Source organism: Paenibacillus sp. sptzw28 (assembly GCF_019550795.1).
Lineage (GTDB): Bacteria > Bacillota > Bacilli > Paenibacillales > Paenibacillaceae > Paenibacillus_Z.
The window spans coordinates 1862124-1874879 of the sequence record NZ_CP080545.1 but is presented as its reverse complement, the minus strand read 5'-3'; the positions used below and the strand labels follow the sequence as shown (position 1 = coordinate 1874879).

The following is a 12756-nucleotide window of genomic DNA, read 5'->3' as shown; positions in this document are numbered from 1 at the left end:
TTAATCCGTTACCAATCCGGGAAGGTATTTAAGCTCGGCCTCTTGGAGCTCCCCGGCTCTTTGAAGGCGGAATACTTCCTCTACGGTGGCGATCCCGTTCTCTACATGAATAAGACTCTCGTCCAAATTAATCTTCCTTGATATTTGCTGCATGGCGCTTATTGAAGCCCTTAAATTATGATTAGCCCAAATTACCAGGCTTGTTCCGAGTTCCACGAACCGTGTGGTCGGAGTGGAATAATATTTGGTAGGCACAATAACGACCGGGAGCCTTCCGCCCCACTCCATCATAAAGGATTCAATTTCAGCTGAATCCGACCTGCCGCTGTGGATGAGAATGGCATCCGATCCCGCTTTTCTGTAAGCTTCCGCCCGCTTCAGCGCTTCCTTCAGCCCCCAGCCGGCTATAAAAGCTTCCACCCTTGCCACGACCACGAAATGTTCGTCATTCTGGGTATCCTTCATCGCTTTGATTTTGCCGCAGAATTCGTCAATGCCGGCAAGCGGCTGAGCTTCGCCATCGATGAACGAATTCATTTTTGGAAACAACTTATCTTCGATGCATACTCCGGCAATGCCGCGCTGCTCCAATTTCTTGACCAGTCGTCTTGCGTTGTTAAAGTTTCCATAACCCGTATCTCCATCCAGCAGGATCGGAATGGAAGCCGCATCGGACATAAATTCAAGAGTATCGAGCACTTGCGACCAGGAAGCCTCGTTATTGTCCCTCAGTCCCATACTTGCGGAAATGGACAGCCCGCTGGCCCATATTCCTTTAAACCCGGCTTCCTCGACAATAGCTGCGGATAAGCCGTTATGGGCTTCCATTAAAAATTCAGTGCGGGGCGTATTCAGCATATTTCTCAATTGAGTTGTCCTCTTCACCTAAGCTCCCCCCTGTTAGGAATTGCTTCTCCGGCCCGAGCTGCCGCCCGACGTGCGGGGTGCTCCCGACGTCCGGGTGCTGCCTGAGGTGCTGCTGCCGGAGGCACTGCGGCTGCCGGTGGTCCGGCTGCTGCCGGAGGCACTCTCGCTGCCGGTGGTCCGGCTGCTGCCGGAGGCACTCTGGCTGCCGGTGGTCCGGCTGCTGCCGGAGGCACTGCGGCTGCCGGTGGTCCGGCTGCTGCCGGAGGCACTGCGGCTGCCGGTGGTCCGGCTGCTGCCGGAGGCACTGCGGCTGCCGGTGGTCCGGCTGCTGCCGGAGGCACTGCGGCTGCCGGTGGTCCGGCTGCTGCCGGAGGCACTGCGGCTGCCGGTGGTCCGACTGCTGCCGGAGGCACTCTCGCTGCCGGTGGTCCGGCTGCTGCCGGAGGCACTGCGGCTGCCGGTGGTCCGGCTGCTGCCGGAGGCACTCTGGCTGCCGGAGGAACCGCTGCCGCGGGATGTCCGAATGCCGCCTCCGGCAATCAATTTTGCATACTCCAGCGGATTTAAGAAAGCTCTTCTTGCGAGCTCGCCATAAGCTTTTCCGATCGAAACCTTCGCCGATTGCGCGTTGCATTCAATGAGCCATATTTTCCCTTGGCGGTCAACGGCAAAATCAATACCGATCTCTCCGAATTTACCGTACTTTTTCTCCACACCCGCATAAACAGTCATCAGAAAAGAATTGATTTTCTGTTTCAAAGTAACTAATTGCGCTTCGGAATAGTCCGGAAATAATGTACTCAAATAAGTGTCGTACCGGAAGGCTTCGCCATGGGTAGTGATCGGGGAGTTGCGCTGTCCAACCCTTATCGAAATTCCTACAATTTCGATTTCCCCTTTTTTATTTCTTTGAACCTCGGCGCGAAAATCGCACAGGCGGCCCCGGTCCACTCGTGCCAGATCGATAGCCTGCTGCACAATCACTTCTCTACCACCGAAAAATCTGTTAATTACCTGCTCCAGTCGTTGCATGCTCTGGACCTTTTTGCGGACCAAGTCGCCGAGAATCGAATAACTGTACCGATAGCCGCCCGCGGACAGCTTTTCAATGCGCATCACCTTTGTTCCCTTACGGCCAATGCGCGCCTTAACGTAAACTTTTTCATGCTTACGGATCATCGTTCTGATTTCCGCCATTTCCTTAACGCTCACGGTAGCGGGTATATAAGGGCTGACCTCCTGATCCCTGATTAATTCCTCAAACAGATTTCCTTTATTGAAAGCAACGATCGGATTGATTCTTTTGACCCCCATGCGTTCAAGCGTTGTAATTAATTTGGCGACCTTCTGTCCTGAACCGCCTCGTACATAGATAACATCCGGTAAAGGCATCGTTCTTCTTTCCCACCGGTTGCCGGAGAAGTTAAAGAAGGTTCCGGACACTGTCCTGCTTGCCAGATTGATGTCTTTCCGCGAAAAGAAGTTAAGGTTTGTGTTTGCTTCCTTGTTAGCTTCAACCAGCTGCTGTATACGGTCTATCGACTGCTTGGTCTGAAGTATTATTCGAATCAGTTTGGGACCTAGCAGCACCCCGACAACAGTTTGCTTGGAAGATGATAACTTTTCAGATAAATCCATTCACGATTCACCTCTCGGCTTCTAGTAAACTGATTTTTTTCTGCGGCATATCCGGCATCTCGTTGACGGAAACAACCCTTACCGTTTTCTTGGCGGGTTTTGTCCAATACTGCTCGTTCCCCGGAAGCTCGTCAAACCAAGACGCCTCCTTCGGACAATCCATGATCATAAGTTTCCCATATTCCCCGTCGCGCGACTGGTGATACTTCAAATAGGCTTTGCCGTTCTCGATCGCCAGAATCTCGATCTTGCCCGAAGTATGACTCATGCATAGCCTTACCCGCTTGCCGAGTCCGGAGGTTCTTGCTTTCGCTTGCTCCACGATTCGATAAACTTCTTTAAGAGAAAGAACGAATCCGCTGTTTCCTGCGACCGGCCGGTTAATAAAGAAATAATAAGGCGTTACTCCCGCCCATGACAGCTTATCAAGGAGATCGCCAAGCACAGCAGGATCGTCATTGATGCCTCTCAGCACAGGAGTTTGATTGACGACGATCGCCCCGGCATCGTATAGAGCCTTGAAACACCTTCGCGCCTCTTGAGTGATCTCTCTTGGATGATTAACATGAGCCATGATGTAGATTCGTTTCTCCTCCGTGGAATATGTCCGGATCAAATCGAGAAGTTCCTCGTCCTCGTATATTCTCATGGGGTTGAACAACGGCATTTTCGAACCGATTCTTATTATTTTTACATGCTCGATCGACCTTAAGGCTTCAATAATAGAACGAAGCTTCTTGGTCGACAATATTAAAGGGTCCCCGCCTGTAAGCAGAACGTTGTTGATTTCCGGTTTACCTGCGATATAATCGATTCCCTCCTGAACGTCCGGCATCGCTTCTTGAACATCTGCCCGGAATAATCGTTTGCGGAAACAAAACCTGCAGTAGGAACCGCATACTTCCGAGACGATCAAGAGGGCTGTGGATTTGTACTTATGCTGGCATCCCTTCACGGTGTAGTTTGTATCTTCGTCGGAGGCATCCCACCGGCCGTATTCCTGGAGTTCGCTCGTGCTCGGGATCACAAGGCGTCTTATCGGATCGTTCGGATCCGACCAGTCGATCAACCGCAAGTAGTAATCATTGAGACGGAAAACGAACTTCTCGGTCACTTGCTTCAAGGCGGTTTTCTCACTCTCCGTCAAACCGGGAATATCGTCTAAATTCGTGATGTATCTGACCTGCATTCGTATCTATTCTCCTTTCAATGGTGTCAGTTTTCCGGTAAATTCGGTGTTAGATTCTCCTTTCTGTTTCAATTAAATAATAGCTAGTAGATGCAGTTGGTAGATTTCAGGTGATAGACTTGCGCGTAATAATCTATTAAATCCGCACATTAAGAAAGAATGCAGTCAGCCCCCGTTAGGGTGGATATTCTGCATTCTTAATTCATTTCATATATTTGAAATACGATTGGCACGATCGAGATCATATGTACCCGAGTTCTTCCTATAGAGGAAGAATTCGATGAACACTCGGGCTTCAAGGAAGATGAACCGTTTTTACATGGTCAAAATGCAGATAAACCGCATTGCCGCCGGCTGTCGACAGCTCAATCATATTTTGGTCGATGCTTTTGAGCACACCGATTTTGTTCGGATTTTCACCTAAATCGAGAATGACAAACTCACCGATCAATTTGCGAAGCTGCTGTTCGAACGTTCGTGCGAGCGTAATCGGTGAAGGCTTGAGCGGAAACTGCTCCGGGGTCAGCGTATAAGGTGTAACGTTCGGGTTATAAGGGATCAGATATTTGAGATGGTGGAGCGACACGATAACCGAATGATACACCGGTGAATAGAATACGAAAAAATCGTTCATCACGCTCGTCAAGTAACCGTGAATAGATTGGTGGCCTGTGATATACAGCTCCGAGAACATCCCTTTGGCATTCATCAGTACCTTTCGGTACGAAATTGGTTCGTTCTGCGGCTCAAAAGGCGTCTCAGGCATCACCATTTCCTGGTTTTCCCGAGTTGCGACACGGAGCTGCTGCAGGTGGATAAGAGGGATATAAAGAAACTGCGTGCCGTTATGAATAACAAGAATATCCTGTCCTAAATCGATTAGTTTGCCTCGGATAGGCACAGCTTTTCCCGAAATATCAAGTTCGACAAAATGATCCAACAGAGGGTGACGATTCTTCAATGGGGCCGACCTCCTTTCATCCTATTATTCGCGTCCAGACATATAGACTGAGTAAACTTATAAGCAGACCCACCGGGATAATGATTGCTGTCACCTTCATGTATGCTTTCCACGAAAGTTTGACGTGATGTTGACGCAAAATGAACATCCATATCAGAGACGCCAGTGTTCCGAGCGGCGTAATGAGTGCACCGATGTCGCTGCCGAGTATATTGGCCAAATAGGCAAGCTGCAGCGTATGCGGATCCAGGTTCATTTGTGTCAGCGATAACGTACCGATCATAACCGAAGGTAAGTTATTCAGAACATTCGACATGATCGTCAGCAGTCCGCCCGTTACGAAGATAGCGGACAAATCCCCGGAAGCGATAATCGGAGATAGCTCCCGAACAATGAAACGGGTTAGGCCAATCTGCTGCAAGCCGTCCACAATCACATAGATGCCGAACGCAAACAAGAGGATATGCCAGGGGGTTTTCGTTGCCAAATCCTTCGCGCTGCGGCCGGTGCGCAGCCATCTGACGGCGATTAATAATACCGCTCCGGAAATTGCGATCCATTCCATCGGCACTCCGAAGCCGGATGCGATAAAGAATCCGGCCCGAGTGGCGATAACGATCGTGATGCAAACCCGAAACAGCCACCAATCGATCGGGGATTCATCATGCACGTCCATTAACGGGTGGAACTCTCTCTTTCGGTCTATCGCCGCTGTAGACAGCCACTTTTTGGCGGTCTCTTTGCCATCGCTCACTTCCGAATGCAGGGCATAGCCGGTACGGAGATTTTGAATCCGTTTCGGCAGCCTTCTTCTGAACATGAAGTAAAGCATTAAAGCAATAGCGAATATACCGATCATTGAGGGGAGAAACATCAAAACCGCATAGCCGTTCAAATCAAGACCTACAATTTTCAGAGCTATGAGATTGGCCAAATTGCTTACGCCGATCGGAGCGCTGGCCGCTGTCGCGATCAGAGCGCCGCTGATCAAATAAGGAAGCTGCTGATGAATCTTCAGCTGCAACAAACGGCCGATTTGCAAAATAATCGGGGTTGTGATTAATATGCTGCCGTCATTGTTGAAAAAAAGCGTCATTAAAAAACATAGTCCGATTACGTACCAATATAACCGGACGCCGGAACCGCGCGCATATTCGATGATATTAAGCGCCGCCCACCGGAAGAATCCGATACTGTCCAGCACGATGGACATTACGATTGTGGATAAAATGGTTATGGCGGCCCCGCTGACCGTTTCCGCGATGACGCCGATACTGGAGAGCGGGACTATGCCTGTAAGGAGAAGAACGGCGGCCCCAACCGTAACCGGTACCGCTTCGTTCATTCCCTTGGGCCGCCATATGAGAAAAACGACGGTTAGAATGAACACTAGGGAAGCCGTTATCGTTTGTACATCAACCATGCTGATGCGCCTCGCCTCGGGGCTGAAGCTCAAATGCGTACGTTTCCGACCCGGAAGCCGGCAGCGGAACCACTATTTGCGGTTCTATTTGCTCATTCCGTTTCTGGACGCCAAGAGCAGCCCGTTGACGCGAGGACGCTGGAGCAAGGAGCAGAAAGAGAGGTATGCCGGCAAGCAATATGATTAAAGCGATTGTCATCTTTTCTCCCCCCTTGAAGAGCGGATAAGGTGGCGGTTGCCGGAATCCGGACGGACGCAGATGCTTTGCTCGGGAACCCCGGACTTAGCGATCCGTTTCGAATATCCATCCGCGATGACCGGATTCCGGCAGCCGTTCAGCCTTTTTTTCCGTTACGGCGGGAGATTCTTTTTGCGGGTTTGTTGACGGCGCGTTTCTTCAAGCTGGACGTATTCGCATTGCCGGAATTGTTGTTGTTATTGTTGTTGTTGTTATTGTTGTTGTTTTTATTGTTTTTAGCGTATTGATCCACTTTTTTCACCGATTTGACATGGTAGAGCGGTATCCGAACAAGATTTTGGCTCATGTTATTGTTGTTATTGTTGTTATTGTTGTTATTGTTGTTATTGTTGTTGTTTTTCCCTGTCACGAGGAGCAGAAGCGAATCGCCGGATGCTTCCACGACAAATCCTTCGACTTTCTCAGGCCCGCCTCCGTTAATTTGTACGAAAGATTTTTTCAGCTTGTTCAGAACGCCTGTAAAGCTGCTGGCTTTCAAGTAGTCGGCTTTAACGCCGGTACTCTTTTTGTACGATGTTTCCGTCACACTTTTGACATGTCTCAGGTTGACGTAAACGACATCGCCTTCTGATGAAGAATCATTCGAGTTATTGTTGTTATTGTTGTTGTTATTGTTGTTGTTATTGTTGTTGTTATTGTTGTTGTTATTGGATGACATCAGCGCCAGGAATCCGTTTTCGATCCCGAGAACCGTGCCTTGAAGAGTATCAGGACCTCCGCGGTTAATTTGCACGCCCATTCCGATCATGTTGCTCAAGTAGCTGTGGTCTCTTGTTCCTGCCGTACCCTTTGTTCCTCTCGTCCCGCTTGTGCCCTTTGTACCCCTTGTACCCTTTGTACCCTTTGTTCCGCTTGTACCTTTTGTTCCGCTTGTGCCTTTAGAGCTGGCGCTTTTCTTACTTTGAACCGGCGCCGATGCCGCTTCTTTCATTGGCATGCCTCCTTGATTGAATGTGTAGCTGGTATAAAGGCTGTTGTAAGGTTTGGCAAACGAACTATTAAACGGCTTGTAGTTTGAATACGGAAAATACATAGAAGAAATCCCTCCATTAACTAAAATAATAGACTTCGTTACTGGGGACGACCCAGTGCATGAACGATACCACGACCGCATCTCCTCGGTTCCTCATTATCGCTTCGGCATTCATCCCTCCATTACTTGTCTCGGTGAAATCTATCATGGGAGACAATTTGTAATATATCTATATGTATCCCGTAGCTATACGGTACTAGATTGATATCTATTTTCTATATTATTGCACTCTAACCTAGCGCGATCGGTAGAGTAGTTTCATAGCCTGTATTATCACCAACAAGGAGGAGTTCATTATATGGAAGAGGTGCTAGCCTGGATCAGCAGGAACGGGGAATCCAGTAGAAAGAAAGGCGCTAAGAGCTCGAAAAACTCGAAAAGCTCGAAGAGATCGAAAAAATCGAAAGGCTCCAAAGGCACTGAGGGCGCCGAAGGCTCGAAAGGTTCCAAAGGGTCAAGAGGCGCCGAGGGTACACGAGGTACCAAAGGAACAAAGGGCTCCAGAGGCACCGAGGGTACACGAGGTACCAAGGGGACGAAGGGCTCCGGAGGCACCGAGGGTACACGAGGTACCAGAGGTTCGAAAGGTTCGAAAGGCTCCAAGGGCTCCAGAGGCTCCAAGGGCTCGAGGGGGACACAAGGAACGCAAGGCACCAGAGGAACGAAGGGTACTCAAGGCACGAGGGGAGCTTGCGGTTCCGAAGGCCATAATGTCGACAAGTGCGACGCTCCCAGCTGAAGCTGAGTGACACGTTGGGCGCTGCCGGCATAAAGTAAATTAGCATAAGCCTATCGTAACCCGATAGGCTTTACTTTTTGCCTGGAGGGATAGCCGAATGTCCGAACAAGGACTGCCTACCCGCTCGATCAAGATTGCTTCGGCCGACCTGATGGAGCTGCATAAAGACGTATGGAGCAACCAGTTTGTACCTGTTTGGCTCGTTATGGACGGTAAATCGATGGAGGCGAAGCTGAGGATACGAGGCGGTCATACCCGCAATTATATGAAGAAGTCGTATGAGGTTCAGTTTGGAGATAACCGTACACTTCATTGGAATGCCGAATTCGACGATCCCTCCATGATCCGCAACGCTCTTTCTTTTCGTTTCTTTAACTTAATCGGCGTCCCTGCGCCTGAAACGCGGCATATGCAGCTGGAGTGGAACGGAGAGCAGCATGGCGTTTATTTGGAAATCGAAGCCGTTGATACCGAATTTTTCAGAAAACGCGGAATTCGTACCCGCTCTTTGATTTATGCAACGAACGACAATGCCAACTTCAGCCTTATAGATCCGGATACGAAAAAGGAGAAAAGCTCGCTGTTTTCCGGTTATCAGATGATGAAAGGCTCAGAATTGACCAAGAAAAGGCTTACCCGTTTCGTTGACCGGATCAATCGGCCGGTCGGCCGGTCATTGCGGGCGTATATTACAAAACGGCTTGATATCAATCAGTATTTAGAGTGGCTGGCCGGAGCGGTACTCACTAACAATTATGACGGCTTCGACCAGAACTACGCGTTATATGAGCATCTGCCCAGCGGCAAATACCGGATTATTCCATGGGATTATGAAGGAACATGGGGAAGGAGTCCTTATGGGAAGCTATGCCGGAGCGATCTTGTTCCCGTTAAGGGCGACAACAAGCTGACCGGACGCCTGTTTGCCTATAGAAGCTGCCGGCTGTATTACCGCCGATTTCTTCGTAAGGTGCTCAGACGCCAATTCACCGTCGAAGCTATTGCACCGATTATAGAAGAGCTGTACGGCCCCCTATCCAAAGCAATCCGGAACGACTTTACGCGAAAATGGCCTTATGACACTTTCTTGAAGGAGCCCGAGGTTTTCCGGAATTACATTAATGAACGAAGGGCCATTATCATTGGCGAGCTTAAGAAATGGACGAATTGAGCGTCAAAAAATATCCATGCTCAAATATCTTTCCCCGCTGTCCGGCGCGATACAGAGTACTCGTCCGCCCTCCCCGATACGCTGCGCAATCTGCATGGCCGCCCAGACAGCGGCACCAGAAGAAGGACCGACAAGAAGTCCCTCCTCCCGGGCGAGCCGGCGCATGGTTCCAATCGCGTCATCGTCGGCAACCTGGATGATTTCATTATATACCGCGGTATTAAGTATGGCCGGCACAAAGCCGGGACTAGTACCAACGAGCTTGTGAGGCCCCGGCTCACCGCCGGAGAGGACAGGGGAGCCGAGAGGCTCTACTACGGCGACATGCAGTCCTGGCAATGCCGCTTTTAATGTTTCTCCGGTTCCAGTTATGGTGCCCCCGGTTCCGGAGGTCGCAACAAATGCGTCAAGCCGTCCGCCTGTCTGCTGCAGTATTTCTTGCGCCGTAGTCCTGCGGTGAATGTCGGGATTCGCCCTATTTTCGAATTGATTGGGGATATAGCTGCCGGGCAGCTGCGCTTGCAGCTCCTGAGCCTTGCGGATCGCACCGGGCATTCGTTCTGAAGAAGGAGTGAGAAATACCTCCGCGCCATATGCCTTAAGAAGGCCTATTCGTTCCTTCGTCATATTATCCGGCATGACAAGTATAAGCTTGTAGCCTTTTGCCGCCGCGTTCATTGCGAGACCGATTCCGGTGTTTCCGCTGGTCGGTTCAATGATCGTATCACCCGGGCGGATAACGCCCCGCTGCTCCGCATCCGCTATAAGGGCAGAAGCGGCACGGTCTTTAACACTTCCGCTCGGATTGAACCTCTCAAGCTTCACAATCACTTCAGCAGCGCCCGGCTGCAGCATTCGGCTCAGACTTACCGCCGGAGTGTCACCTATCAAATCCGTAATACTATTCACAACGCGTGCCACCTAAGTTCCCCCCAAGTCAATTACCTTACTCCCCTGCCTATTACATATACCCGCATCAGCAGCCAACAAACAATCGGAAAAGCGCCCACTGCAAGCATCAGCCAGGATACCGCCTGCGGGGAAGAATCCATGAACGGAAGCACAAGCAAATACGCTGCAATTCCGATACTTCGTCCGATGGTAAGCGAAGCCTCGCGAAGCACGATAAACTCCTCGCGATGCTTGGCGCTCTCCTCATTGCGTCCGATCATATCGAACACCGCCGAAGTCATCGGTATAATGTAGAGCGGCATGAACAGGGCCGTCCCGATACCAAACATTAGCAGTGTGCCGTAACGCAAGGGCCAGAACAACGGAACGATAACCGCCGTTATCGCGATTGCTCCGATCAGCATTGCGATCTTCCTTCTGGCGGGTGTCAGCACTTTTCCTATGAGCCAGAAGCTGATGAGCGCGACGAACGAGGTCATAAGCGAGTAATTCCCGAGCTTCTGTTCGTTCCTGGTCGCCATATATACAAGCAATCCGACGAGAAACATGAATACGCCTTCGCGAATGCCTTGAGAGATGATGGCAGGTACAACGCGCCGCCAAGGATTATCCCTGTTGCGAAGCTGCCTTATTCCGTAGAGCCATTCATAATGTCCGACTGTTTTACGCTTCTTAAGCCAAAAGCTGAGGATGGCGGCAATCGCAAAGATAATGCCCGACACAGTGAAAATAATGCTGTAGCCGCGTTCGCCTTTGTACCCGGTAATGAGCATACCCGATACCCATGGAGCTACGATACCCGCTGCAGAACCAAGAAGCCCCGCCCACCCGTTAAACCGGTCGCGGTTTCCCGGTTCCGTTATTTCAAAATAAACGACATTGAACGCAAGCCAGAAGAATCCCATGGCCAGTCCGTTCATCATGCCAAGCGGTACCGCGAACTTAACGGCCCCTTTGCCAAGCAGCAGGACGGTGAAATAAAAGACCCCCGACAGCGCAACGCCGAGCCGGAGGCTGTTCATCTTGTTATGCTCTTTAACCCATTTCCCGGCGATCCAGAAGGTAAGGCCGCTGACGCTGTATTGACTGAGGTTGAACCAGCCTATGAGCGACATGGATAAGCTCGCTTTCCACAAGTAAATCGGTAAAAAGGTACCCGAAAGGGCATTTGCAATGCCAAAGAGCCCCTGAACGGCGAGCAGAAGCACCGCCTGGCGATCCAATGTCCGGTTTACCGCACTCTGTCCTTCTCTTTCCAAGGATCCGGTTCCAAGCTTCCCCTGCGCAGTTGAAGCGAACCAGCGAGAGTGAACCGTGTGATTGCCATGCTCCAAACTAAATCCCTCCTGCCTGTCCGCTTTGATTATCCTTGACGTAAGGTTCCCTCAAAGCGGCAGATGCATGCTGGAGTGATTAAATTTCCAAATATTTCTACAAGGCGATACTCTAACCTTGTTCCTCTGCCGCGGAAGCCAGCAGCTGTACAAACCGTTCCTGATCCTGCGCGGCGAGCCTGTTTTCCGTATGAAAGCAGGAGGGACATACGTACAGGACGATTTGAAAAGGCGGCGCAAGCAGCGGAGCGCTTAGCGGCGCCGGCGTTCTTGGTTTAAATTGCCCTTCCGTCACGGTCATCGTGCCCGACTCGAGCATGAATTCCCGGCAGGACGGACATTCGGGTGCTTCCAGCTGATCGTCGAGAATCCGTTCCATCGTAGATTCCAAAGCAAGCCGTTCCAGTCCGTACTGGCGCAATTCGGCGATATCCGGAGAAACACGGACACGTTCTTCGTCATCACCTTCGGTTTCCCAATCGCTATCATCGCCTTGCTGTTCCTCTTCATCGGACTCCTCTTCGGAATGAATGCCAAATTGTACAGTCCGATAACCTGACAGCTCGTTCTCGCAATGCGGGCAGTGCTTCTCGGGCCCGATTTCCTCATCCCACACGATTTCCGTTTGACACCACGGACACAGGACATGTTCTTCTTCCATCCGCTTTCCCCTCCTCTTCGGTTGCAGTGAGCTTATTTCAGCAAATACATAACGCCAAGCACGATAAAGAGCGCTGCCAGCGCAAATAACGTTCCCCATAAATATTTCATTGTTCTTGCCCTCTCCGACACTGAATAATTCTCCTCACGCGACCGTGGCTCCTATCACATAAGAAAGTGAGATGGATATGACCATCGCGATAAACCCTACCGCCCGATTGTCCTTCTGGATCTCCTCGTCGATCCGGAATACCGGCGTTAAAAACTCAAATACGAAATAAGCCGTGAGCAGCAGCAAAAAACCGAAAAGAGCCCATGTCATGCTTTGGTAAACCGTTTCGCTCGCCTGAATCGAAAAACGAAAGATGTTGCATATTCCGAAGATCTTACCGCCTGTAGCCATCGCAACCGATAAATTGCCGTTTTTAATCTCCTGCCAGCATTTATACTTCGTAACAAACTCGAATAAAAACAGAAAAACGACTAAAGCGAGAACCGCAACCGAGACATAAGCGAGCGATGCCACAAAAGAATTGCTAAGCAGTTTATCCACTTCGTACTCCATCTCAT

At 50.4% G+C, this 12756-nt stretch carries 13 protein-coding genes; 2 read left to right on the top strand and 11 right to left on the bottom strand.

All coding sequences use genetic code 11. The features are described from left to right. The 7 genes from aepX to KZ483_RS08380 all read right to left on the bottom strand — a co-directional run bounded on the left by aepX (position 1) and on the right by KZ483_RS08380 (position 7268). Complete coding sequence (aepX, locus tag KZ483_RS08410) at positions 1-885, bottom strand: phosphoenolpyruvate mutase (RefSeq protein WP_220352207.1); 885 nt, start codon at positions 883-885, stop codon at positions 1-3. A 15-nt stretch (positions 886-900) separates the two neighbouring features. Then, positions 901-2505 carry a YheC/YheD family endospore coat-associated protein gene (locus KZ483_RS08405; protein WP_220352206.1) on the bottom strand — a complete coding sequence of 535 codons (1605 nt, stop codon included), beginning with the start codon at positions 2503-2505 and terminating at the stop codon, positions 901-903. Positions 2506-2512: 7 nt separating this feature from the next. Beyond that, positions 2513-3694 (bottom strand): KamA family radical SAM protein, encoded by a 1182-nt coding sequence (locus KZ483_RS08400; RefSeq protein ID WP_220352205.1) that lies wholly within the window; start codon positions 3692-3694, stop codon positions 2513-2515. Between the two features lie 295 nt (positions 3695-3989). Next, positions 3990-4655 (bottom strand): DUF2642 domain-containing protein, encoded by a 666-nt coding sequence (locus KZ483_RS08395; RefSeq protein WP_220352204.1) that lies wholly within the window; start codon positions 4653-4655, stop codon positions 3990-3992. A gap of 16 nt (positions 4656-4671) precedes the next feature. Continuing rightward, positions 4672-6078: an arsenic transporter gene (locus KZ483_RS08390; protein ID WP_220352203.1), complete on the bottom strand. Its 1407-nt coding sequence runs from the start codon at positions 6076-6078 to the stop codon at positions 4672-4674. Next, complete coding sequence (locus tag KZ483_RS08385; protein WP_220352202.1) at positions 6071-6277, bottom strand: hypothetical protein; 207 nt, start codon at positions 6275-6277, stop codon at positions 6071-6073. Before KZ483_RS08385 ends, KZ483_RS08390 begins: the two co-directional genes overlap by 8 nt. Before the next feature lie 136 nt (positions 6278-6413). Continuing rightward, positions 6414-7268, bottom strand: a complete 855-nt coding sequence (locus KZ483_RS08380; protein WP_220352201.1) for a hypothetical protein — start codon at positions 7266-7268, stop codon at positions 6414-6416. A gap of 400 nt (positions 7269-7668) precedes the next feature. Here KZ483_RS08380 and KZ483_RS08375 point away from each other — a divergent pair, with 400 nt between their 5' ends. Together KZ483_RS08375 and KZ483_RS08370 are read left to right on the top strand one after the other, a co-directional pair. Further along, the gene (locus tag KZ483_RS08375; RefSeq protein WP_220352200.1) at positions 7669-8109 is read left to right on the top strand and encodes a hypothetical protein; all 441 of its coding nucleotides are present in this window, start codon (positions 7669-7671) and stop codon (positions 8107-8109) included. 97 nt (positions 8110-8206) lie between these two features. Then, positions 8207-9280, top strand: a complete 1074-nt coding sequence (locus KZ483_RS08370) for a CotH kinase family protein (protein ID WP_220352199.1) — start codon at positions 8207-8209, stop codon at positions 9278-9280. 3 nt (positions 9281-9283) lie between these two features. On the opposite strand, the gene cysK is transcribed toward KZ483_RS08370, so the two are convergent. From cysK to KZ483_RS08350, 4 genes are all read right to left on the bottom strand, one after another. Further along, positions 9284-10189 (bottom strand): cysteine synthase A, encoded by a 906-nt coding sequence (gene cysK, locus KZ483_RS08365; RefSeq protein WP_397376163.1) that lies wholly within the window; start codon positions 10187-10189, stop codon positions 9284-9286. A gap of 32 nt (positions 10190-10221) precedes the next feature. Further along, positions 10222-11526 carry an MFS transporter gene (locus KZ483_RS08360; RefSeq protein ID WP_220352197.1) on the bottom strand — a complete coding sequence of 435 codons (1305 nt, stop codon included), beginning with the start codon at positions 11524-11526 and terminating at the stop codon, positions 10222-10224. Between the two features lie 112 nt (positions 11527-11638). Beyond that, positions 11639-12187, bottom strand: a complete 549-nt coding sequence (locus KZ483_RS08355; protein WP_220352196.1) for a hypothetical protein — start codon at positions 12185-12187, stop codon at positions 11639-11641. Positions 12188-12331: 144 nt separating this feature from the next. Continuing rightward, positions 12332-12751 (bottom strand): DUF350 domain-containing protein, encoded by a 420-nt coding sequence (locus KZ483_RS08350; RefSeq protein ID WP_220352195.1) that lies wholly within the window; start codon positions 12749-12751, stop codon positions 12332-12334. Positions 12752-12756: the final 5 nt, after the last annotated feature.

Excerpts from the sequence above, each read along its gene's own strand:
- KZ483_RS08375 (WP_220352200.1), top strand. The coding sequence starts at position 7,669 with ATGGAAGAGGTGCTAGCCTGGATCAGCAGGAACGGGGAATCCAGTAGA.
- KZ483_RS08370 (WP_220352199.1), top strand. The coding sequence starts at position 8,207 with ATGTCCGAACAAGGACTGCCTACCCGCTCGATCAAGATTGCTTCGGCC.
- KZ483_RS08355 (WP_220352196.1), bottom strand. The coding sequence starts at position 12,187 with ATGGAAGAAGAACATGTCCTGTGTCCGTGGTGTCAAACGGAAATCGTG.
- KZ483_RS08390 (WP_220352203.1), bottom strand. The coding sequence starts at position 6,078 with ATGGTTGATGTACAAACGATAACGGCTTCCCTAGTGTTCATTCTAACC.
- KZ483_RS08350 (WP_220352195.1), bottom strand. The coding sequence starts at position 12,751 with ATGGAGTACGAAGTGGATAAACTGCTTAGCAATTCTTTTGTGGCATCG.
- KZ483_RS08385 (WP_220352202.1), bottom strand. The coding sequence starts at position 6,277 with ATGACAATCGCTTTAATCATATTGCTTGCCGGCATACCTCTCTTTCTG.
- KZ483_RS08400 (WP_220352205.1), bottom strand. The coding sequence starts at position 3,694 with ATGCAGGTCAGATACATCACGAATTTAGACGATATTCCCGGTTTGACG.
- KZ483_RS08380 (WP_220352201.1), bottom strand. The coding sequence starts at position 7,268 with ATGAAAGAAGCGGCATCGGCGCCGGTTCAAAGTAAGAAAAGCGCCAGC.
- KZ483_RS08405 (WP_220352206.1), bottom strand. The coding sequence starts at position 2,505 with ATGGATTTATCTGAAAAGTTATCATCTTCCAAGCAAACTGTTGTCGGG.